Annotated in this window: 27 protein-coding genes; 10 read left to right on the top strand and 17 right to left on the bottom strand. The window is 42.9% G+C overall.

The annotated features are described in order from the left end of the window. Nucleotides 1–38: 38 nt before the first annotated feature. The 10 genes from secA to nrdR form a co-directional block, all read right to left on the bottom strand. The gene (secA, locus tag M1G01_RS00530; RefSeq protein ID WP_001284115.1) at nt 39–2,552 is read right to left on the bottom strand and encodes a preprotein translocase subunit SecA; all 2,514 of its coding nucleotides are present in this window, start codon (nt 2,550–2,552) and stop codon (nt 39–41) included. 130 nt (nt 2,553–2,682) lie between these two features. Then, complete coding sequence (locus M1G01_RS00525; protein WP_247930892.1) at nt 2,683–3,438, bottom strand: DNA alkylation repair protein; 756 nt, start codon at nt 3,436–3,438, stop codon at nt 2,683–2,685. Between the two features lie 144 nt (nt 3,439–3,582). Then, nucleotides 3,583–3,873, bottom strand: a complete 291-nt coding sequence (locus M1G01_RS00520; protein WP_049520430.1) for a hypothetical protein — start codon at nt 3,871–3,873, stop codon at nt 3,583–3,585. Nucleotides 3,874–4,005: 132 nt separating this feature from the next. Continuing rightward, on the bottom strand, nt 4,006–4,602 hold the full coding sequence (locus tag M1G01_RS00515; protein WP_000812473.1) for a LemA family protein: 597 nt from the start codon (nt 4,600–4,602) through the stop codon (nt 4,006–4,008). A 160-nt stretch (nt 4,603–4,762) separates the two neighbouring features. Beyond that, nucleotides 4,763–5,614, bottom strand: coding sequence for a TPM domain-containing protein (locus M1G01_RS00510; RefSeq protein WP_070696197.1), 852 nt, complete (start codon nt 5,612–5,614; stop codon nt 4,763–4,765). 227 nt (nt 5,615–5,841) lie between these two features. Next, nucleotides 5,842–7,152 (bottom strand): ribosome biogenesis GTPase Der, encoded by a 1,311-nt coding sequence (gene der / locus M1G01_RS00505; protein WP_247929853.1) that lies wholly within the window; start codon nt 7,150–7,152, stop codon nt 5,842–5,844. Between the two features lie 13 nt (nt 7,153–7,165). Beyond that, nucleotides 7,166–7,879: an NADPH-dependent oxidoreductase gene (locus M1G01_RS00500; RefSeq protein WP_247930891.1), complete on the bottom strand. Its 714-nt coding sequence runs from the start codon at nt 7,877–7,879 to the stop codon at nt 7,166–7,168. After that, nucleotides 7,876–8,772, bottom strand: a complete 897-nt coding sequence (dnaI, locus tag M1G01_RS00495; protein WP_247930890.1) for a primosomal protein DnaI — start codon at nt 8,770–8,772, stop codon at nt 7,876–7,878. The genes M1G01_RS00500 and dnaI overlap by 4 nt, the downstream gene beginning before the upstream one ends. Beyond that, on the bottom strand, nt 8,773–9,936 hold the full coding sequence (locus tag M1G01_RS00490) for a DnaD domain protein (RefSeq protein WP_247930889.1): 1,164 nt from the start codon (nt 9,934–9,936) through the stop codon (nt 8,773–8,775). Beyond that, nucleotides 9,937–10,410: a transcriptional regulator NrdR gene (gene nrdR / locus M1G01_RS00485; RefSeq protein ID WP_001203676.1), complete on the bottom strand. Its 474-nt coding sequence runs from the start codon at nt 10,408–10,410 to the stop codon at nt 9,937–9,939. Between the two features lie 140 nt (nt 10,411–10,550). Between nrdR and M1G01_RS00480 the strand changes: the two genes are divergently transcribed. From M1G01_RS00480 to M1G01_RS00470, 3 genes are read left to right on the top strand one after another with little or no spacing between them, the layout of a single operon-like run. Beyond that, nucleotides 10,551–10,916, top strand: a complete 366-nt coding sequence (locus tag M1G01_RS00480; protein ID WP_000119117.1) for a GntR family transcriptional regulator — start codon at nt 10,551–10,553, stop codon at nt 10,914–10,916. A gap of 4 nt (nt 10,917–10,920) precedes the next feature. Continuing rightward, complete coding sequence (locus M1G01_RS00475) at nt 10,921–11,616, top strand: ABC transporter ATP-binding protein (protein ID WP_000173188.1); 696 nt, start codon at nt 10,921–10,923, stop codon at nt 11,614–11,616. 15 nt (nt 11,617–11,631) lie between these two features. After that, a complete protein-coding gene (locus M1G01_RS00470; protein WP_247930888.1) occupies nt 11,632–12,360 on the top strand; it encodes a hypothetical protein in 729 nt (242 codons plus the stop codon). A gap of 31 nt (nt 12,361–12,391) precedes the next feature. Here the strand turns inward: M1G01_RS00470 and M1G01_RS00465 are convergent, their stop codons facing one another. Continuing rightward, nucleotides 12,392–13,087, bottom strand: coding sequence for an LrgB family protein (locus M1G01_RS00465; RefSeq protein ID WP_247930887.1), 696 nt, complete (start codon nt 13,085–13,087; stop codon nt 12,392–12,394). Further along, on the bottom strand, nt 13,084–13,458 hold the full coding sequence (locus tag M1G01_RS00460; protein WP_000781325.1) for a CidA/LrgA family protein: 375 nt from the start codon (nt 13,456–13,458) through the stop codon (nt 13,084–13,086). The genes M1G01_RS00465 and M1G01_RS00460 overlap by 4 nt, the downstream gene beginning before the upstream one ends. A 195-nt stretch (nt 13,459–13,653) precedes the next feature. Between M1G01_RS00460 and M1G01_RS00455 the strand changes: the two genes are divergently transcribed. From M1G01_RS00455 to queF, 7 genes are all read left to right on the top strand, one after another. Then, nucleotides 13,654–14,034 carry a MarR family winged helix-turn-helix transcriptional regulator gene (locus tag M1G01_RS00455; RefSeq protein ID WP_000221648.1) on the top strand — a complete coding sequence of 127 codons (381 nt, stop codon included), beginning with the start codon at nt 13,654–13,656 and terminating at the stop codon, nt 14,032–14,034. Nucleotides 14,035–14,133: 99 nt separating this feature from the next. After that, nucleotides 14,134–14,355: a DUF4649 family protein gene (locus M1G01_RS00450; RefSeq protein ID WP_000570263.1), complete on the top strand. Its 222-nt coding sequence runs from the start codon at nt 14,134–14,136 to the stop codon at nt 14,353–14,355. A gap of 15 nt (nt 14,356–14,370) precedes the next feature. Continuing rightward, the gene (gene trxA, locus M1G01_RS00445) at nt 14,371–14,685 is read left to right on the top strand and encodes a thioredoxin (RefSeq protein ID WP_001029581.1); all 315 of its coding nucleotides are present in this window, start codon (nt 14,371–14,373) and stop codon (nt 14,683–14,685) included. Between the two features lie 202 nt (nt 14,686–14,887). Further along, nucleotides 14,888–15,541: a 7-cyano-7-deazaguanine synthase QueC gene (gene queC, locus M1G01_RS00440; RefSeq protein WP_095725852.1), complete on the top strand. Its 654-nt coding sequence runs from the start codon at nt 14,888–14,890 to the stop codon at nt 15,539–15,541. Beyond that, the gene (queD, locus tag M1G01_RS00435) at nt 15,541–15,984 is read left to right on the top strand and encodes a 6-carboxytetrahydropterin synthase QueD (protein ID WP_000464570.1); all 444 of its coding nucleotides are present in this window, start codon (nt 15,541–15,543) and stop codon (nt 15,982–15,984) included. The genes queC and queD overlap by 1 nt, the downstream gene beginning before the upstream one ends. Beyond that, nucleotides 15,977–16,693: a 7-carboxy-7-deazaguanine synthase QueE gene (queE, locus tag M1G01_RS00430; RefSeq protein WP_125448671.1), complete on the top strand. Its 717-nt coding sequence runs from the start codon at nt 15,977–15,979 to the stop codon at nt 16,691–16,693. Before queD ends, queE begins: the two co-directional genes overlap by 8 nt. Before the next feature lie 18 nt (nt 16,694–16,711). Next, nucleotides 16,712–17,203: a preQ(1) synthase gene (gene queF, locus M1G01_RS00425; RefSeq protein WP_000082582.1), complete on the top strand. Its 492-nt coding sequence runs from the start codon at nt 16,712–16,714 to the stop codon at nt 17,201–17,203. Nucleotides 17,204–17,420: 217 nt separating this feature from the next. On the opposite strand, the gene M1G01_RS00420 is transcribed toward queF, so the two are convergent. From M1G01_RS00420 to prmA, 5 genes are all read right to left on the bottom strand, one after another. Continuing rightward, nucleotides 17,421–18,089 carry an MIP/aquaporin family protein gene (locus tag M1G01_RS00420; RefSeq protein WP_084944124.1) on the bottom strand — a complete coding sequence of 223 codons (669 nt, stop codon included), beginning with the start codon at nt 18,087–18,089 and terminating at the stop codon, nt 17,421–17,423. A gap of 109 nt (nt 18,090–18,198) precedes the next feature. Continuing rightward, complete coding sequence (locus M1G01_RS00415; protein WP_247930886.1) at nt 18,199–18,990, bottom strand: DUF2785 domain-containing protein; 792 nt, start codon at nt 18,988–18,990, stop codon at nt 18,199–18,201. Between the two features lie 121 nt (nt 18,991–19,111). After that, the gene (gene pepF / locus M1G01_RS00410) at nt 19,112–20,908 is read right to left on the bottom strand and encodes an oligoendopeptidase F (RefSeq protein WP_247930885.1); all 1,797 of its coding nucleotides are present in this window, start codon (nt 20,906–20,908) and stop codon (nt 19,112–19,114) included. A gap of 10 nt (nt 20,909–20,918) precedes the next feature. Further along, a complete protein-coding gene (locus M1G01_RS00405) occupies nt 20,919–21,662 on the bottom strand; it encodes a 16S rRNA (uracil(1498)-N(3))-methyltransferase (RefSeq protein ID WP_247930884.1) in 744 nt (247 codons plus the stop codon). A gap of 1 nt (nt 21,663) precedes the next feature. Next, the gene (prmA, locus tag M1G01_RS00400) at nt 21,664–22,614 is read right to left on the bottom strand and encodes a 50S ribosomal protein L11 methyltransferase (protein ID WP_247930883.1); all 951 of its coding nucleotides are present in this window, start codon (nt 22,612–22,614) and stop codon (nt 21,664–21,666) included. Nucleotides 22,615–22,616 lie beyond the last annotated feature (2 nt).

Raw genomic sequence — 22,616 nt, 5'->3', positions numbered from 1 at the left:
TGATTTTTACCAGGTATCCGCCTGTATCTTATCTCATATTATTGTCTCTTACCATGACAGTTCTTGAATTTCTTACCTGATCCACATGGGCATTGGTCGTTTCGTCCGATTTGGCTCAAGTCCAAATCTTCTGGAAGACTTGCCTGCTGCGCTGCGATATTACGAGTCGCAGTTGTACTGATATTGTGTTCAGTTTGCGGACGTTCTTGTTCATGGATTTGTGCTTTCATCATCAAACGGGTCACATCGAATTCAATCGATCCAATCATGTCGTTAAACATGCGGAAACCTTCTGCTTGATATTCTACAACAGGGTTATTTTGGGCATATCCACGAAGACCAACAGCATTTCGCAACTGGTCAAGGGCGTCGATATGATCTGTCCACTTGTTGTCTACAACACGTAGAATCAAGACTTTTTGGAATTCTTTCACTGCATCTTCGTCACGAAGCTTAGCAACTTGGCTGTCATAGACTTTCAAGGCACGTTGGAAAAGTTCATCTTTGATAGCTTGGTCTGACAAACCTGCAAGGTCTGAACGGCTAATTGAATCTTCTGGAAGCAAGTTATACTTAGCAAAGTTCAAGATTGCTTCCAATTTTTCATCTTCCTTAGAACGAGCATGTGCATCCACGATACGTCCAATGGTACGACGAATCATAGCATGGATTTCTGGTGCCAAATCACGATCTGCAGTAATGACATCATAGCGTTGCGCATAGATAATCTCACGTTGTTCACGCATAACATCATCGTATTGAAGGACTTGTTTACGAGTGTCGTAGTTGTTTCCTTCGACACGTTTTTGAGCTGCTTCAACTTGACGCGTTAACATGCGAGATTCGATGGCTTCATCAGACATGTTGAGTCGTTCAAAGACACCTTTCAAACGTTCTGAACCGAAACGTTTCATCAAATCATCTTCAAGAGACAAGTAGAATTGTGACTCACCTGGGTCTCCTTGACGCCCTGAACGTCCACGAAGCTGGTTATCAATACGGCGACTTTCGTGGCGTTCTGTACCAATGACGCAAAGTCCACCAAGTTCACGAACCCCTTCACCAAGTTTAATGTCGGTACCACGACCGGCCATGTTGGTTGCGATGGTAACGGCACCACGTTGACCAGCGTTCATGATGATTTGCGCTTCTCTGTAGTGGTTCTTCGCATTCAAGACTTCGTGAGGAACACCTGCTGCTACCAATTTCTTAGAAAGGAAATCACTCGTTTCAACGGCAACTGTACCTACCAAGACCGGCTGACCTTTTTGGTAACGAGCTTTTACATCTTCAACTACAGCCTTAAATTTTGCATCAAGACTTGCATAGAGAAGGTCTGAGTGGTCGATACGTTGAATTGGACGGTTAGTTGGGATTGGGATAACACGAATGTTGTAAATTTCGCGGAATTCTTCTTCTTCTGTTTTACCAGTACCTGTCATACCTGCCAATTTCTTATACATACGGAAGAGGTTTTGGTAGGTAATAGAAGCTGAAGTCTTAGTCTCATCTTGGATTGGCACACCTTCTTTTGCTTCAATCGCTTGGTGCAAACCATCAGAGTAACGACGACCTTCCATGGTACGACCTGTAAATTGGTCGACAATCAAGATTTCCTGCTCTTCACTAACCACATAGTCGATATCGAGAATCATGATATAGTTGGCACGGAGGGCATTATCGATAAAGTGAGTAAGAGCCACATTTTCAATGTCGTAGAGATTTTCTAGTTTGAAGTAGCTTTCAGCCTTGTCAATACCAGAGTCTGACAAACCGATCGTCTTAGACTGAACGTCAATGATATAGTCATCCTTGTCCAAGGATTTCACGAAGTGGTCCGCCATATGGTAGAGTTGACTTGTTTCAACTGCATTGGCACCTGAAACGATCAATGGTGTACGAGCTTCGTCGATCAAAATAGAGTCAACCTCATCGACCAAGGCATAATTGAGTGGACGTTGCACCATGTTTTCTGCACGAACGACCATGTTGTCACGAAGGTAGTCGAAACCGATCTCTGAGTTGGTTGAGTAGGTAATATCGCAAAGGTAAGCCTCTTTTTTCTCCATTGGAGATTTTGCTGCCAAGTTGATCCCTACTGACAGACCGAGCCATGAGTACAACTCACCCATTTCAGTCGCGTCACGTTCTGTTAGGTATTCATTGACTGTGACTACGTGAACCCCTTTGCCTGCAAGGGCATTGAGGTACACTGGCATAGTCGCTGTCAAGGTCTTCCCTTCACCGGTACGCATCTCTGGAACGTCACCATGGTGAAGAACAATCCCACCCATGACCTGAACCTTATAAGGGAAAAGCCCAAGGACACGTTTTGCAGCTTCACGAACTACCGCAAAAGCCTCATATAGTAATGAATCAAGTGATTCACCCTTGTTGTATCGTTCTTTAAATTCGTCAGTTTTCGCTTTTAGTTCTTCGTCTGACATTGCAGCCATTTGGCTCTCATAGTTAAGAACCTTATCAGCCATTTTTTCCAGACGACGAAGTTCTCCTTTATCATTTTCAATAATCGTTTTTAAAATATTAGCCATGATTTTCCTTACTTTTTATTCTGAATATTTTAGAATGTTCTTTTAATTTTAGCATATTTACCATTATTTTTCAAGAAAGAATCCTTAATTTACAACGGAAAAGGCCAGCCAAAATTCAGCCTTTTTTGCATCAATCTTCTGTGGCTACCTTTTTGTTTTTTGTTCGAGATGCATGCTTGATGATCCAAGCACAACTTGGACTCAGCTCCTCCTTTTGCCAAGTTTGAAGTATCTTTTCAAACTTATCAGGATCTTCCTTGTACAAATCATTTAGATTATTGGCTACACTTTTTTGAATGGACTTGTCTCTATCATCCTTTAGATTGGTCAGAATAGTGGTAAAATCCTCAAAATAATCCAATACCACGGTTTGTCTCTTAGCCCAAGGCAGACGGATACGCATGCATTCGCTGGCAAGTCTACGAACACGCAAATTTTCATCCCGACTCCATTCTAACAGCAAAGTCATTGTAGCTTTAGGATAACGAGCCAGCAAAGGTCTCATAGAAAATTCTCCAGTAAATCGCTTGGTTAGTTCCTTACTAAAAGCCGTGCTCAATTCAAATTCCTTGTCCCCAAATAGCTCTACATATTTTCCGATTGGCCAAAGCCAATATCCTTCTGAGAACATACCTAAACCACCCTCTAACTCAGGACCCAAAATTTTCTCAAAAACCTTGAGAGAGTCCTGATAAGATAGGGGAAGACAATCTTTGATACTTTTAGCCAAGAGTTCTTGACGCTGGCTAAACTCCAAATTTTCCAAGTCTTTTTCTAGCAACAGCCTAAACTTTTGTCCATCAAAGGCAACGGATGCTTCTTGCAACCGTCGACTCAAATCCATAGCATAAGCCAAGTCATAATAATCTTTTACTTTTTTAGCCATTTTTCAAATCCCTTAATCTTCTTTTTACGGGACTTATTATATCATACAGACAGCCCGTCAACAAAATTATTTTTATATCTCCAACTATTTCAATAAGGAAGAAAAAAGGACTAGAAGCTAGTCTAGTCCTTCATTTGTTAATGTTTAATTTCCCAAGAATATAGGCAATATCCCAAAATACCAAAAGAGATTGATCCAGAAGGCCAAGCAAAAGATGATGCCAAAGATGAGGAGACTGATTTTTTTAATCAGCACGGAGTATAGGATGGATAAAACTCCAAAAACCACAAAGAGTTTTTTCATAACGAAATAATAAATTGAAACTCCTCCTATATGCCAATCCCAAGGAAGGAAAAACATGAGGAACCAGAGAAGGCAAATCGTAAAGATATATCTCTTGTAGTGCGCTTCAAGAAAGGCTTTTGTTTTCTCCATAGCAAACCTCCATTTCAGTCACTGTCTCTTCCCTTTTATTATACCAAAAAAACCTGGAAAAGACTTTCCAGGTTTGAGTTTGAAATCACTAGTCATACTAGAGAAATTCCTTTATTCATAGGCTGATCCACTTTATTGACTTGATGAAGATGTTCCAAAATCGACCTTAGGAACTGTCTTGGCTTCTTCTGTTTCTTTAAAGGTTTCAGCTTCTTTAAAGTTCATCATATTCGCAAAAAGCACAGTTGGAAAACTTCTCAACTTTTGATTGTACTCGGCTGCGACTTTATTATAATCCTTGCGTGCTACAAAGATACGATTTTCACTGCCTGAAAGTTCGACCATTAGTTGCTCAACATTTTGATTGCTCTTGAGTTCTGGATAATTCTCCGTCAAGGAAATCAAGCGGGAAAGAGCAGAGCTCAACTCTCCCTGAGCCTTTTGGTTTTCTTCCGAAGTTACTGAGCTACTACCGATTTTAGCTCTAGCATCCGCAATCTTGGTAAAGACTTCGGTTTCATGATTCATTTGTCCTTTAACGGACTCCACCAAGTTACCAATCAAGTCCGAACGACGTTGGAGGGCTGTCGAGACATCGGCCTGAGCCTGCTCCACTTTAGTCTGTTCACCAACTAGACCATTATAGGTCGTCACTGCGGAACAACTTCCCAGAACTAGTAGTCCAAAGAAAATAGCCACTATTGAGAGAATTACTTTATTTTGTTTCATATCAAAACCTTAACACTTTCTTTTATCAACTTTTCTGAGAAAATACTCAGATTTTAAATCAATTTCCCAAACTTTGTTTTTATTTTTAATGAAGGAGTGAACTGTTGCAAAGGAGTCACCTTACTGTATGGAGAAAACGGTTTGAGCAATATATGATCACTCACCAGTCATCAGACGAACCACCGCCATCAAAGCCACCGCCGTCCCAGCCTCCAGATGAGTCGGAGCCCGAATCAGACCAAGAGGAACCTGAGTCTGATGAGTCACCGCCCCACCAGCCACCGCCAGAATCATCTCCACGTGAACCGCCACCACGACCACCAAATAGAAATCCGATAATCATGACGATGAAGTAAATCAGAACTACAAATCCGAGGGCTCCGTCATCGAAGCTACTTTTTCGATGCCGTTTCGAAGATTGACTCCCAGCGGTATACTTTTCAATTTCTCTTAGACGACTAGAATTAGTAGCATAGTCGTAACTACTTCTAGAACTTGAAGCAGTCGTACTCGATCCACTATAAAACATGTAGTTGAGATTGTTTGCTATAGAAAGAACTCCATTGCTGTAGTCTCCCTTTTGAAAGTAAGGCCGTGCTGTTTTCAAAAATCTATTGGTCTGATAGTCTGTGATCTTACTTGCCACATTATTGCTTGTTTCAATCCGTGATTTTCTATCCTCAACAGCGACCACAATCAAGGCGCCGTTGTTGTCTCCCGAGTAGCCAATCTTCCAAGCTCTAGCTGTTTCGTTAGCTACAGTTTCGATTGTTTCTCCATCCAGGCTTTTCACAACGTAAACGCCCACTTGGAATTTTTCTGCTTTTTGACTATTTACCTTATTCAAACCTCGAATCAGTCTGATTGTCTCATCAGTCAGATAGTGATTGGGGTCATAGATCCCGTACTCAGGTTTTTCAGGTGCTGTGAATGCTGACAAGAAGAGAAAAACCATCAGCAACCCAAGCAAGCGAACCAACAAACTATGTTTAAAAAATCTGCTTCTTTTCATAATAACCTCCCTGATAAAGGAAAATTGATTTAAGGAATTATAGCATTTTGATTTTTACAAAGAAAGTGCATTTTCATTACAAATAGATTACAAAAGCTAGGAAAATGATTGAATTTTGATGACAGATTTTTCCTTCGATTTGACAGGATTTTTTTCACCTACTTTATAGAAAAAAGAAGACAAACTAGTCTTCTTTTCAGTTATTCTTATTGAAAAATAAGCAAGACTTACTTGCGTTTTCTTGCAATCAAATGAATCGGGGTTCCCTCAAAGACAAAGGCCTTGCGGATTTGATTTTCCAAGAAACGCAGGTAAGAGAAGTGCATGAGTTCTTCTTCATTGACAAAGATGACAAAGGTTGGTGGTTTGGTTGCCACTTGGGTTGCGTAGAAAATCTTGAGGCGTTTTCCTTTGTCTGTCGGTGTTGGATTGATGGCAATGGCATCCATAATCACATCGTTCAAGACTGCTGATGGAATCCGAGTGTTTTGACTTTCACTGATTTGCTTAATCATCTCAGGCAATTTGTGGAGACGTTGCTTGGTTAAAGCTGATACAAAGACAATCGGTGCGTAAGGCAGGTATTGGAACTGCTCACGGATGTCTTCTTCCCAGTTCTTCATGGTGTGGTTGTCTTTCTCAAGTGTATCCCACTTGTTGACCACGATGATCATTCCTTTACCGGCTTCATGGGCAAAACCTGCGATACGCTTGTCGTACTCACGAATACCTTCTTCCGCATTGAGGACCATCAAAACCACGTCAGAACGGTCAATGGCACGCATAGCACGCATGACAGAGTATTTCTCCGTATTTTCATAGACTTTACCAGACTTACGCATACCAGCTGTATCAATCATGGTAAACTCTTGACCATCCGTATCTGTAAAATGGGTATCAATGGCATCACGCGTTGTTCCAGCTACTGGACTAGCAATCACGCGGTCTTCTCCCAAAATAGCGTTGATCAAACTGGATTTTCCAACGTTAGGACGGCCAATCAAGCTAAATTTAATGACATCTGGATTTTCTTCTTCAACTTCGTGTGGTAGATTATCCACGATGGCATCCAACACATCACCCGTACCAATACCGTGCACAGACGAAATTGGCAACGGTTCGCCCAATCCTAGCGCATAGAAATCAAAGATATCATTTCGCATCTCAGGATTGTCAACCTTGTTAACGGCTAGGATAACAGGTTTATGGGTTTTATAGAGTTTACGGGCTACGTATTCGTCCGCATCCGTGATTCCTTCTTTTCCAGATACCACAAAAACGATGACATCGGCTTCTTCCATGGCAATTTCTGCCTGGTGCTTGATTTGCTCCATGAAGGGAGCATCGACATCGTCAATCCCTCCCGTATCAATCATACTAAAGGAACGATTGAGCCACTCACCCGTTGCATAGATACGGTCACGTGTCACACCCTCGACATCTTCTACGATGGAGATCCGCTCACCAGCGATTCGATTAAATAGGGTTGATTTCCCAACATTGGGACGTCCCACAATGGCAATAGTTGGTAAGGCCATGTTTTCTCACTTTCTACAATAACTTTTTCTGTTCCAGATTTTTTCGAGTTGAACTAGGTTCGGCTTGGCCAAACTGCTCTGCTAAACGCTGACTCCAAGAGGTCGTCGCACGCGCACCAGCATAGTCTGCCTGAACTTGGTCATAGTCCAAAATCGCTGCTACTGGCTGTTCTTGGTATTCTTCTTCAAATACCACTTGGCTCAAAGGTAATCTTGGTTTAACATCGTGTTGTTGATTTGGCACACCAAGGGCAATTCCAAAAACAGGGTAGGTATAATCAGGCAGGTTAAAGAGCTCTGCCACTTCTTCCGACTTGTAACGGACTAAACCGATGACAACACCACCATAGCCCAGGCTCTCTGCTGCAAGCAAGGTATTTTGCCCAGCAAGTGCCGCGTCTACAGACGTGATAAGGAGACCTTCCACTCCTTGAGGTCGGAAAGCATCCGTATGAAGGCTTGCTCCCTTTTCAGCTCGGTTCAAGTCGCCGACAAAGAGCAAAAAGGCAGCTGACTGGCGAATGGCTTCCTGAGGAACCAATTCATAAAGAGCATCTTTCTTCTCTTGACTGCGCACAAGAATCACAGAGTAGGATTGGAAATTTTTCCAAGACGACGCCATTTGTCCAGCAGTCAAGATTTCATTTAAGTGTTCTTGAGAAATCTCTTGTTCCTTAAAGCGACGAACTGAAGTATGAGCTTTCATCAGTTTAATGGTTTCTGTCATCGGCGATTTTCTCCTTCTAGTCTTGTCTCCTCAGCCAAATAACGGATTCGTTCCATGACCCGTCTAGCTTCCCAAGTCTCGTCATTTCCATTCTTTCCTTTGGCAAAATGTTTTTCCAAATCTTGGAAATTAAAGTTGGAAGTAAAGAAGGTCGGCAAATCTTCCTGCATGCGGTACTGAAGAATGACTTGGAGAATCTCATCACGCACCCAAGGAGTCGACTGCTCTGCACCAATATCATCCAAGACCAGAACTTCAGCTAACTTAATGTCATCCACCAAAGTTTTCACAGATCCTTCACCGATGGCATTTTTCACATCAATGACAAAGCTTGGATAGTGGAGAATAGTTGTTGAGGCCCCACGTTTTTCAGATAGGTCGTGAGCCAGGGCTGCCATCATGAAACTCTTACCGACACCAAAATCTCCGTAAAGATAGAGGCCTTTTCGGATACTTGGATAAAGGTCAACAAAGGCATAGAGTCTCTCAAAAATCGGCAAACGTCCTAGATCATCCAGGTCAATCTGAGCCAATTTCGCTTTCTTAAGACTTGCTGGTAGATTAATCAACTTGAGACGATTCTTGATGGCCGCCTCTTTTTCAGCCGCGATTAGTTCTGGTGTTTCTTCATAAGATACATCTGCATAGCCGTGATTCATGACCAAGATAGGCTTGTAGCCACGCGCTATATAGTCAGCATCCCCACGAAGAAACTTATCCCGTTCTGTGATATATTGGTTGAACTTGGAAATGCTACGCTTTAACTCCTCTTGGCTGAGGGATTCTTTCTGGATAAAAGCCGCTACATCGGGGTCCTTCATGATCTGCTGGACCAAGTCCTGATACTGAAAACGACTTGTCTGACGTTTGATTACATCACCAACACTTTCCATCTAGTCTCCTCCTTCTTCTAATCGGGCTAACATTTCTTGTTTTTTACGTTCTAGTTCCAGACGAGTCTCCTCACTGGTTTGATTTTTATATTCTGGATTGCTCCACTTAGGAACATTTGTCTTAGTCGAGCTAGTTTTCGATTTCTGGTCTTCCTGGCCTTTTTGCTGACGTTCTCGAATCCGAAGCACAGCCTCTTCTGCTGTCCGAATTTTTTGGTAAGCATAGTCATTGGCGACCTTCATAGCGTATTTTTCATTGACATTGGCCGAATCAACCTTGTTAAAGGTTAGAAGCAAGACGATATTGATGACTTCGTCCAACAAGCCTAAAGATGCCATCTGGTAAAGGAGTTCTCTTTCACTTTGGGTGATGTTCCCCTTACGTGTTTGCTTGATTTCGGCTAAAAACTCTAGGGGAGTTTTATTTTTGGCTTCCCTGATAATGGTCATTTCTTTTGGGCTAAAGTCAGAAGACGCTGGTTTTTGCGCAATTTTTTCACGCATGCGTTTGACTGAAATAACCTGAGCCACTGTAGTCGCCTTGGCTAATTGATAGGTTTCAAACCAGGTCCATTTTTTTTCATCTGAGATGGCGAACAATTCCAAAACATCCGCCTGCTCATTTTCAAAACGCAAACCATCTCGAGCCATCAGGCGCTGAAAATGTTCCAAGTCAAAATCGTTTTTTAACTTGCTTTTAGACTCGGTTGGAGTCACTTCTTCGGTCAGGTTTGGAAATACTTGGCTCAAAGAAACAGAGAGTGCTTCTCCCTCACTTGGAGCTTGCTTCATAGAAGCAAGCGCAGTATCCCCAATCTTTCTCTCCAACAGTCTGCTATAGACAGAATGACTTAAAAAATCCTGAATAGGTAGGGGAGAATGAAGCTGCAATTCATAGGTTTCTCCCTTCTGATAAAGGGTCAACAAATCCAAAGCAGATAAGATTTTAATGGATTGGAGCAAGGTCGGCATGCCAAAGTTTAAGTGGTTGAGGATGTGGGAAAAGAGATATTCCTTTTGTCCACCATCCCAAAAGGTAATAGCATATAAATAGAGGCTCAGTGCCTCCTGACCGATAATCGGGAGGTAGCACTGCACCAGAGAAGAGGTATCTTGCGACACCCGATTATTCTTTAGAAAAGAAAAACGGTCATTTGGCTTCATCTATTTTTCCTTTTTCTTCTTAGAGGACTGGGTGATTTGCTGGAGCAGACTTTCCAATTCACTCACATCCTTAAAACTACGGTAAACACTGGCAAAACGAACATAGGTAATCTCATCCAGCTCTGCCAATTCTTCCATGACTAAAGAACCAATGTATTCACTTTGGATCTCATTCTCACTGCGACTACGGAGTTTTTGCTCGATACGATTGACCACCATGCCGATTTCGTCACTTGAAACAGGACGTTTCTGGGCTGAGCGGATAATCCCATTAAAGATTTTATCTCTCGAAAACTGCTCTCGCGTACCGTCTTTTTTGACGACAACCAGTGTTCTTTCTTCTACTCGTTCATAGGTTGTAAAACGATGCTGACACTCATCGCACTCACGTCTTCGACGAATGGTATTTCCTTCTTCGGCTTGTCGACTATCAACAACACTAGACTTGGTAGCCCCACATTTTGGACAACGCATGCATTTCCCTCCTTGTCGTTTTCTTTTCATTATACCATTTTTTGAGCAATTCCCAAAACAATTCTTATTTTTACTTGACAAGTTTTTTGTTATATTGTATTATTTAATTAGAACAACAGCTGTAAAGAAAGGAGACTATGATGTCCTGGTCATTTGATAATACAAAACCGATTTATTTACAGATTATGGAAAAAATTAAACTACAGATTGTTTCCCATGAACTGGAACCCAACCAACAGCTCCCTACCGTGAGAGATTTGGCGAGCGAGGCTGGAGTCAATCCCAATACCATTCAGCGCGCCTTGTCTGACCTTGAACGTGAAGGATTTGTATACAGCAAGCGGACAACTGGTCGTTTTGTCACCGAGGATTTGGATCTCATCCTTCAGTCCCGCAAACAACTTTCCGAGGAGCAACTGCAACAATTCGTCTCTTGCATGCTTCAATTTGGCTACAAAAAAGAAGAACTGCCAAATGTATTAAGCGACTATATTAAAGGAGTTTAAGACTATGACACTACTAGCACTTGAAAATGTAACAAAATCATATGGAGCAACTGCGGCACTTGACAATATCTCACTAGAGATCTCAGCCGGAAAAATTGTCGGGCTCCTTGGACCAAACGGATCCGGAAAAACAACCTTGATCAAACTGATCAATGGCCTCCTTCAACCAAATAAAGGACGTGTCCTCATTAACGGACAGGATCCAAGTCCTGCTACCAAGGCGATCGTCTCCTACCTACCAGATACAACCTACCTCAATGAAGAGATGAAGGTTAAGGATGCTCTAACCTATTTTAAAACCTTCTATCAGGATTTCAATCTCGAAAGAGCCCAACACCTTTTAGCCGATCTCGGTATTGATGAAAACAGTCGCCTCAAGAAACTATCAAAAGGGAACAAGGAAAAGGTCCAACTCATCTTGGTTATGAGCCGTGAAGCCCGCCTCTACGTTCTGGACGAACCAATCGGAGGCGTGGATCCAGCTGCCCGTGATTATATCCTCAATACCATCATCAATAACTACTCACCAACCTCTACGGTGCTGATTTCAACCCACTTGATTTCAGATATTGAGCCAATCTTGGATGAGATCATCTTCCTCAAAGACGGAAAAGTCGTCCGCCAAGGAAATGTTGATGATATTCGTTACGAGTCAGGTGAATCAATTGACCAGCTCTTCCGCCAGGAATTTAAAGCCTAAGCAAAGGAGATTATTATGTTTTGGAATCTAGTTCGTTATGAATTTAAAAATGTCAATAAATGGTATCTGGCACTCTACGGTGCTGTACTTGCAATTTCAGTTTTGATTGGAGCTTTTATTAACAGTCTTAGCCAGAGTTACAATCCTAACAATGCTGCTTATTTCATCTTCTTTTTAGTACTAGTCTTTGGAGGACTCAGCGTCACTCTTTGGATTGCAACAATCTTTTTAATCATCCGAAGATTCAAGGGGAGTGTTTATGACCGCCAAGGGTACTTGACCTTGACCTTGCCTGTCTCCGAGCACCAAATCATCATCGCAAAACTTTTAGGTGGTCTTGTCTGGTCCATCTTAGGCTATATCGTCTTTATCTTGAGTATATTGATTATCATCTTCTTAACACCAATTGAAAAAGACTTCACTGCCCTCTACAACTTCATTTCCCCTTATCTCAGCTACGGCTGGCTGTATGCCCTATCACTGTTTGTCGGGTCAATCGCATGGATTTTGTCCATTTACCTCTCCATCTCTATCGGGCAACTCTTTAACGAGTATCGAACAGCCATGGGGATTCTAGCCTATATCGTCATTTCAATCGTTATTGGTTATATCACTTTCTTCTTAAGAGTTGACAATGACTATAACGTGATGGTTGGTACAGAAATTCTGCGCGATCTCTTTTTATCAGCTATCTACTATCTTGGTACCTACTACATCTTGAAAAACAAGGTTAACTTGCAATAAAAAATGCCCAGCTAGAAAGCTGGGTTTTTCTTTAACTCAATATCAAACTGGCTACGATGGGGCTGACAAATACGTAGAGTATACCGGTTACACCGATAGCCAAACCACCCATGGCTCCTGCTACCGAGCCGTATCGAAAGGCTGTTCCCGTTCCGACAGCGTGTCCCGTTCCTCCAAGGGAAAGCCCGACTGCTACCGGATCATCAATTTTCAACCACTTCAAAAGAGTTGGTCCAATCACACTTGTCAAAATCCCAGTCGCTACTACGACGACCAAGGTTACAGTTGTTAATCCTTGCAATTTTTCTGTGATTCCCACTGCCATGGCGGTTGTCACTGACTTGGGAAAGAGAGAAATGGCTAGGAAAAAGTCCATGCCAAATATTTTCGCTACTATGGCAGTGAAGCTAGTATTGACAACTACTGCTAACAGACTACCAAAGAGAATACTCCGAGCATGGTGCTTCATCAGGTGAAAACTCTTATAAAGCGGAATCCCTAAAGCCACGGTCGATGGGACAATCAAGTTGTTCAGATAAACCCCACCTTGGTAATAATCTTGATAAGAAATACCCGTCGCCTTAAGGAAAAAAATGATAAAAATGGCTGACAAAAGCAGGGGCGTTGTCAATGGATGGGGGAAGCGTCTGTAAATCAGCATTCCCACTAGATAAGCTAAGATAGACAGGGCAAGCCCAAACAGGGGATTGGATACAAATTCGCTCATTTGGCATCTCCTTTCTCATAATCTCCCTCAAATCGTCTCTTGATAAACTGAACCACTAGGGCAATAAGGATAATGTTGATGACAGCCGCAAAAAAGACAATCAAGACGATGGGCAAGAGATAAGGGGCAATCACATCAAACTTTTCCATGATACCTACTGCTGGTGGCAAAAAGAGAATGGTCATGTTGGCCAGCAAGAAATTTCCTACCATATTGACATGCCTGGTCCTTAGCCACTTGAACTGTAAGGCTAGAAAGAGAATAATCAAACCGATAATACTGCCTGGGATAGGCAGATGAAAGAAACTGGAAATTCCCTCTCCGATTAGAGAAATCACAAAGAGAATCATTAATTGAACATATAATTTCATCCTAAACTCCACGAAATAGACTTCTTGCATACCAGTTTACTCTTTTTTCAGAAAATTTCAAGGAAATATTGCAATTCTTCTCTCTTGCAAGGATTAGTTAAAAGTAGTATAATCATTGCATGCGCAATCATCTTGTGTTGTAGAGACAGTCAGTAATGACTTTGTGATTTTACTTTGAAAAGAAAGGAGAAAGCAATGACCTATTTGGAAAAGTGGTTTGACTACAACCGCCGTCAAAAGGAAATGGAAGCCTTGTTGGAAGAAACTATTGCCCAGCAGAGTGAACAAAGACTGACCTTGAAAGAGTTTTACCTGCTCTACTATCTGGACCTCGCTAATGAAAAATCCTTACGGCAGATTGATTTACCTGATAAACTCCATCTCAGTCCCAGCGCTGTTTCTCGAATGGTGGCCCGACTAGAAGAGAAAAACTGCGGTTTGCTTAGTCGCCGGTGTTGCGATCAGGATAGACGGGCTAGCTTTATCTGCCTGACTGACGAGGGACAGACAACCCTAGCTTACCTGCAAAAGGCCGTCGAGGAAAGGCTGGAGACAAGTCTTGATTTCATTTCATAATCAGATTTTTTTAAAAAAAGTTGCGTGCGCAATCATTTTTCTTGACATTCCTCTTTTCATGGAGTACAATAAAGTCAAGATCGAACAAAGGAGTTTTATATGATCGAAATTACTTATCTAGACGCCAGCAAGCAAGAGAGAACTATGACTTTCGAGTCTTACCAAGACTTTGAGCGTTCTCAACATGCCTGCCTTATCGGCGTCGCGGATTACTACACTGTCCAAAAATTAACCTACAATGGTCATGATTTGGACTACCATGGGACTTATGGAGATGTCTTCTTCTATCTCATGAAACAAGATTTAAGCCAATATAACTAAAAAAGGAGAAATACAATGGCAAAAGCAATTACAGATGCAACATTTGAACAAGAAACAAAAGACGGTTTGGTCTTGGTAGACTTCTGGGCAACTTGGTGTGGTCCATGTCGTATGCAAGGTCCAATCTTGGACAAATTGTCTGAAGAACTTTCAGAAGATGTTTTGAAAATCGTTAAAATGGACGTTGATGAAAATCCAAACACAGCTCGTGCCTTTGGAATCATGTCTATCCCAACTCTTCTCTTCAAGAAAGATGGCCAAGTGGTAAAACAAGTTGCTGGAGTACACACAGCAGAACAAATCAAGGCTATCGTTGCTGAATTGAGCTAATCACACGAGAGACCAAGTGCTTTATTTGGTCTCTTTTTTCTTGCCCTTTGCCATTTTTCAAAAAATATGCTAGACTGTATGTAGAATATTACGATGTTTGGGACATGCCATCGCTAAAAAAAACCTCTAATTGGTATTTTTTAGCTCCCCTCAAGGGAGCTTTTTGCGTTCTCTGAACATTTCCCATTTTAGAAGGAGTACTATGAAACGTCAATCAGCCTTGGTCGTCTTTAGCGGCGGTCAAGATTCTACAACCTGCCTCTTTTGGGCTAAAGAACACTATGAAACAGTCGAAGCCGTCACCTTTGCCTACGGCCAACGCCATCATCTCGAAATTCAAGTTGCTAGAGAAATCGCTAAGGAACAAGGTATTCGTCATCACATCTTAGATATGTCTCTGCTGGGACAAATCACTGAAAATGCCCTGACCTCTGATCTGGAAATCGAGCAAAAAGAGGGAGAGGTTCCCAATACCTTCGTTGACGGTCGCAACCACCTCTTTCTGTCCTTTGCGGCAGTTCTTGCCAAGCAACGAGGCATTAAAGACATCGTCACAGGTGTCTGCGAGACAGACTTCTCAGGCTACCCTGACTGTCGAGATGTCTTTGTCAAATCTCTCAATGTTACTCTCAACCTTGCCATGGATTACGACTTCGTTATCCAAACGCCTCTCATGTGGCTAGACAAGGCTGAAACTTGGGAATTAGCCGACCAACTCGGTGCCTTTGACTATGTTCGTGAAAAGACCTTGACCTGCTACAATGGGATTATCGGAAGTGGCTGTGGAGATTGCCCAGCCTGCCACCTGCGTCAGCATGGCCTTGATGTTTATCTCTCACAGAAAGGAGTGGGCTAATGTTTTTTGCACCCAAAGAAATCAAACAGGAAACTGGGGAGTCTCTTGTCTACAATCCTCACAGAACCTTGGTATCAAAAGAGTTTACTTTCGACGCTGCCCACCACCTCTTTCACTATGAGGGAAAATGCAAATCCCTGCACGGCCACACTTATCATCTGCAGATTGCTGTCAGTGGATTTTTAGATGAACGGGGTATGACCTACGATTTTGGAGATATCAAAGCTATCTACAAGGACTACTTAGAGCCCCATTTGGATCATCGCTATCTCAATGAAACCCTGCCTTATATGAATACAACCGCTGAAAACATGGTTTACTGGATTTTCCAAACCATGAGTCAAGAGTTGCCAGACGAACGCGGTCTCCGTATGGAATACGTTCGTCTCTATGAGACTCCGACTGCCTTTGCAGAGTTTAGACGGGAGTGGTTAGATGACTAGGGAACGTGTCCTCAAACTACCAGTTCTGGAAATCTTTGGCCCAACCTTTCAAGGTGAAGGTCGTGCCATCGGGCAGAAAACCATGTTTGTCCGTACTGCTGGTTGCGACTACCATTGCGACTGGTGCGACTCTGCCTTTACTTGGGATGGTTCTGAAAAGCCAACTCGCATGACCGCTGATGAAGTCATTGCTGCCTTAGATAAGCTAGGAAGCTACGACTATGTAACCCTATCTGGGGGAAATCCTGCTATCCTAGCAGCCAACATGGCCGAACTCGTCACCAAGCTCAAGGAACGTGGTGTCACTCTGGCAGTTGAGACCCAAGGCTCCCGCTGGCAAAATTGGTTAAAAGATATCGATCAGGTCACTCTGAGTCCCAAGCCTCCTTCATCAAAGATGGAAGTCAACTTTGAGACCTTGGACTTTATCGTTTCCCAACTGGACCCAGGCAAGGTCACCTTTAAAATCCCTGTCTTTGACGATGCCGATTTGGCCTTTGCCAAAGAGGTTCAAGAACGCTACCAACCAGATGTCCTCTTCTTATCAGCAGGAAATCCTGAGCCCAAGGCTACAGGCAATATTGTCCAAGACCAACTGGATCGCCTCAAAGAACTCTGGGAACATGTCGCTGCTGACGATAGCTGGGGCAATGTCCGCGTCCTTCCTCAACTTCATACCCTCCTCTACGACAACCAACGTGGTGTTTAAGATTAGAAAGAAAAAATCATGTCACAACAAGAAGAAATGAAAAACCTAAGCCTACTAGGCAATAAAGAAACCAACTACATTTTCGACTATCAACCAGAAGTCCTCGAATCCTTTGACAATCGTCATGTTGAAAATGACTATTTCATCAAATTCAACTGTCCTGAATTTACCTCGCTGTGCCCTATCACTGCTCAACCAGACTTTGCGACCATTTATATTTCCTACATTCCTGACAAGCTCTGTGTCGAGTCAAAATCCCTCAAACTCTACCTCTTTAGCTACCGAAATCATGGGGATTTTCACGAAAACTGTATCAACACCATAGGGAAAGACTTGGTCAACTTGCTAGACCCTCGCTATTTAGAAGTCTGGGGAAAATTCACTCCGCGCGGTGGCATTTCAATTGACCCCTACTACAACTACGGTAGACCTGGAACTAAGTATGAAGGATTGGCAGAACAACGCCTCTTCCAACACGACCTTTATCCAGAGAAAATTGACAACCGCTAAACTCATACTCAATGAAAATCAAAGAGCAAACTAGGAAGCTAGCCGCAGGTTGCTCAAAGCACTGCTTTGAGGTTATAGATAAGATTGACGAAGTCAGCTCAAAACAGTGTTTTGAGGTTGCAGATGGACGCTGACGTGGTTTGAAGAGATTTTCGAAGAGTATCATACGAAAAAGCCCTGTTCCTCAAGCTGAGGAGCAAGGCTTTTTGAGTTTCAATTATTCTTCTGTTCCAAGGAAGTTTTTCGCAACAAGAGCTGCAAGAACACCACCAACGATTGGGGCAAGGATGAAAATCCATACTTGTTGAAGGGCTGCGCCACCGACCAAGACAGCTGGTGCCAAGCTACGAGCTGGGTTAACTGAAAGTCCAGTAATGTTCAATCCAACAAGGATCATCGCCATCAAGGACAAACCGATTACTAAACCAGCAATCGCACCATTTCCCTTGCTTTCTGATGTTACAGTCATGATAACTAGGACAAACAAGAAAGTTGCGATGACTTCAAACAAGAATCCACCAAAGACAGTGACACCGTTTGCCAAGGCATTTTCACCAAGACTAGCAGTTGACATGCCTGAGTTAGACAAGAGGAAGAATACTGCAGCTGACGCAAGGAAAGCTCCAACTACTTGTCCAAGGATGTAGTTTACGAGTTCTGAAGATGACAAACGTTTGTTTACAAACATAGCGATCGAAACAGCTGGGTTCAAGTGAGCACCTGAAACAGTTCCGATTGAGAAAGCTGCAACTACAATTGCCAAACCAAAGGCAAAAGCAATTCCAAGGTGTCCAAGGCCATTAAGACCATTTCCAAAAACAACAGCTCCTGTTCCAATGAACACAAGCATAAATGTACCGATTAATTCAGCAACAAATTTTTTCATGATAAGTCTCCTTTTTTCAAACTATGTATTAGTCTATCAGAAGAAGGAAAGGGTTTCAAGAAAATTGACTGGAAAGTTACTTGAAAATCATGAAACGACTCTCTTAGACTTAGTACTGAAAAGATTGAATGGCTTCTTTCAAGGCATCTTGTAAACTATTTCTCTGGTCAAGTTGGATATAGACTTCCAACAGACAGGATCTGAAATTGGAAAATTTATAAAAATCTTCGGTCTCTTCTATTGGAAAATCAACAGTTTTTATCCAAGAAGCTACTTGTTCCTGATCTAATTTCCCTTGCAAAATGGGTTCATAAAGTACTCTCGCTAACCGCCAATCCTCATCATTTGTAAAACGAATGGGAATTCTTTTAAATAGTTGACCCAGTACATCAAATACTTCAGAAACTCTGTTACTAGGAAAATCTGGATGACAAACGACTTCAGTCAAGAGATCCGCTCCATGCGCAAAAGCGTGAACCCAACCATACTGACTTGAAAAACCTGTCGTATCCTTTTCTTTTTTAAGATAATACAAACCTTGAGATAGCATAGCATTTCTTATATCAGCTTTTAAACCTTTATAGAAAAGAGAGTGCTCGTTACCATCTGCAGACAAAAGATTGGCATAAATAAGCGCCCTAAAAGAACGTTTAAGAGCCGAAACTCCTCTACTATCAATCTCTTTGTATAGACCTTCATCAGAGGAGACCTCTTCTGAGATAAACTGAAACTGTTCAAGGGAAAACAGTTCTTCTTGAATCCCTCTAGCCAAACTCGTAAAAACAAGTTCGTCTCGAATTTCTGGAGAGGGATCTCCTAAATGATCAAGCAACCACTGAATTTCTTCTCGACTATAGCTTGGTTTTTCTTCTGTCACTTTTCTTTGTAATTCTTCATACATCTCAAGTACCTCTACATTTCTAGTAACTTATCAAAAAGTCATCCGAAGATGACTTTCTGTTCATTAAACTTCGAATTCAGTACGTACTCTATAGTAGGTTTAATTCTGACATCCTGTTTCTTTACTCCCCCAACTCAGCACTGTAGGCAATAATCTGGTCAACTGTGTCTGACAAAAATTGGATGGTATCACGGAGTGGTTTGTCTGTTGAGATATCCGCTCCGATAATCATGGCTGACTCAAGCGGTGTCTTACTGCCACCTGATTTAAGGAGATTGAGCCAGTCTCTAGCCCCATTCTCAGAGTTTTTCAGATGGAGATAACCTGCTGTCGAGATGACAAGACCAGCAGAGTAGGTGTAGCTATACAAGCCCATGTAGTAGTGGGCTTGGCGCATCCAAGTCAAGGCCGCATCGTCGTCAATTTCAATAGCATCTCCCCAGAAATCTGTCAAAACTTCCTTCATAATGCTGTTGAGCTTGCTTGCTCCAAAGGTCTCCCCTTCCTCAATCAATGTATAAACCTTATGCTGGAAGGCTGCTTCCAAGAGGTGGGTGATAAAGTTATGGAAGTAGGTGTCTGTCAGACGATGAGCAAGGGCAAAGCGTTTTTGACGAGGGTCGTCAGACTGGTGCTCCAAATAATCACTTAAAAGCAATTCATTGAAGGTTGACGGCGCTTCGACATAGTAGGTCGACATGTGGGCGTTGAAATAGCTCTGGTGGTTGTCTGAAAAGATAAATTGACCAGAATGCCCGATTTCATGAATCAAGGTATAGACATCGCTCAAACGGCCTGTCCAGCTCATGAGGACATAAGGGTGCACGCGATATGGATCCGCCGCATAACCACCAGAATCCTTGCCACTATTAGCAGCAAAGTCCACCCAGCGTTCTTCTTGATAGCGCGCAACTTCCTGACAATATTCTTGTCCCAAAGGTTCTACTGACTTCATGACCAAATCATAGGCGTCATCAATAGTCACTTCAGGATTGAGGGCGCTGTCCAAGTCCAATTTCCAGTCTGCAAAGGTCATCTTTTCAAGACCATTGACCTTGGCAACATGCTTGAGGTATCTCTGAGCAACTGGCGCAAAATCCTTCATGATGAGGTCAATCTGGCGGTCAAACATGGCACGGTCCACTTCTTGCTCAGCTAGGAGATAATCAAAGACTGAGTCGTAGCCCTTCATATCTGCCAAGAGTTTTTCCGACTTGACTTGGGCTAAATAGGCTGCTGCAGCTGTATTTTGGTGCTTACGTAGTCCTTCTGAGAAGGAACGGAAGGATTTTTCACGAACCTCAGCGTCCTCGTGGTTTTGGTAGAAATTTTCATAGGTAACAAAGCTATTTTTGTAGGTCTTGCCATGGGCTTCAAAGTCAGTCATTTCAAAGTCCCCAGCTCGCATCTTAGTATAAATATCCTGCGGACTATAGAAAACTTCACCCAGATTGGTCAAGGCCTTCTCCACATCAGCCCCTAGATAGTGGGCTTTTTTGATTTTAGCCTGACGAATGGCTGCCGTCAAGTGAGGCAATTTACCCAAACGGTCCAAGACCTCCTCGTCTGCTGCCACCAAGGCGTCGTCAAAGAAGGTCAAGGCTACGCTGGCATCTGTTTCAAATTCCATCCCAGCCTGGGCAATATTAGCAAAATCTTCATTACTATAATCGGTCGTCTGAGGCATAAAGGCGTAATTGCCAATATGGCTCATCTGAATATAAATTTGTTCCAATTCCGCAAAGGCCTTCTCGAAATCCTCAAAAGTATGAAGATTGCCCTTGTAGTCACGGCTAAATTGGTTGATATCTTCGCGCGTTTTCTCGATTGCTCGCAAGAAATCCTCACGGTCTTGGTAAAGGGCGGTTAAATCCCAAAGTTCCTTCTCTGGAAATTCTGAACGGTGTTTTTGTTCCATTTTCTTCCTCTTATTTCTCTAATTCTACTAAAACACTAAGGGCTGATAAGGCGTAAAGTGGGGCTGTTTCCGCTCGCAAGATGCGAGGGCCAAGTCCTGCCAAGACGGCTCCTTTAGCTTCAAAACTTTCGATTTCTGCTGGTGAGATACCGCCTTCTGGACCAAAGATAAAGAGCAGTTTGGCTCCTTTTTCAAGACCAGCGACTGATTGCAGGAGCGCAGCGACTTCTCCTTCTTTTGCTGACTCTTCATAGGCTACTACGATAGAGTCAAACTGGTCAAACTGAGCTAGAAAATCTGCTTTTTTCTCGAAAAGCTGAATAGTTGGAACGATATTACGCTTGCTTTGTTCTGCCGCTCCAAGGGCGATTTTTTCTAGTTTTTCAACCTTTTTGCCTAGTTTCTTGCCGTCCCACTTGGCGACTGACCAATCGGCAGGGAAGGCCCAGATTTGACTAGCTCCTAGTTCTGTTACTTTCTGAGTAATAAACTCCAGCTTGTCTCCCTTGGGAAAGCCGGATGCGATGGTTACTTGAACGGGCAGTTCCACATTGTCAACTAATTCTTCAACCAATTTAAACTGACGATTTTCCACATCCAAGACGCGCGCCAAGCGCTTGATACCATCATCAAAGACCAAGCTCACCTCATCATCTTCTTTCAAGCGCATGACCTGAAACATATGCTTGCTGGTTTCCTTGTCCTCAATAGTGACAGGAGAGACTGCACAGCCCTTGACAAAATACTGCTGCATGCTAGCCTCCAATCACACCTGAAATATCCTTAGTCTTCTTAAAGACACAGGCATTCCATTCCCCTTGAATCATATGGGTTTCAAGGAAAAATCCAGCTGACTCAGCCGACTCGCGCACCATGTCCCACTTGTCCTTGATAATGCCACTCATGATGAGGTAGCCTTCATCCTTGACCAAGCGATAAGCATCCTCTGTCAGATGAATGAGAATATCCGCCAGGATATTAGCTACAATCACATCTGCCTCAATCTCCACACCCTTAAGCAAATCTCCTGCCGCTACATGAATATTTTCCATACCAGGGTTGAGCTCAATATTTTCCTGAGCAACACGAACCGCTACATCATCCAGGTCATAGGCGAAAATTTCCTTAGCGCTAAGAAGTGAGCTGGCAATGGAGAGAACACCTGAACCAGTCCCCACATCTAGCACCGTTTCGCCACCACGAAGAACCTGCTCCAAGGCAAAAAGGCTCATCTTGGTCGTTGGATGAGTACCCGTACCAAAGGCCATACCAGGATCCAGCTTGATAATCTTTTCTCCCGTAGTCGCCTCATAGTCCGTCCAAGACGGCACGATGGTCAAGTCATGAGTAATGCGAGCTGGTTCATAATATTTCTTCCAGTTGTCTGCCCAGTCTTCCTCAGCCAAGTCAGTCGTGCCCATCTTGACATCTCCTAGATCCATAAAGTCTGTCAATTCTGCCAGACGAGCCTGCAAGTCCGCCTCAACCACAGCTACATCAACCGTATCAGGATAGTAGGCGGTCACTACGATTTCTTCTTGTTGCTCAACCTCTGGGAAAATCTCACCGAAGCGATCCACATTCCCCACATAGTCCATACTGTCTTTGATCGCAACACCTTGCGCCCCCAGCTCAATCAAGAGATTGGAGACCAGCTCCTCCCCCTCACGCTTCACTGTAACTTTTAACTCTTGCCATTTGTCCATGT

Source organism: Streptococcus oralis (genome assembly GCF_023110055.1).
Taxonomy (GTDB): domain Bacteria; phylum Bacillota; class Bacilli; order Lactobacillales; family Streptococcaceae; genus Streptococcus; species Streptococcus oralis_BY.
Note: the sequence above shows the minus strand (reverse complement) of the source record. Positions and strands in the feature narration are given on the sequence as shown.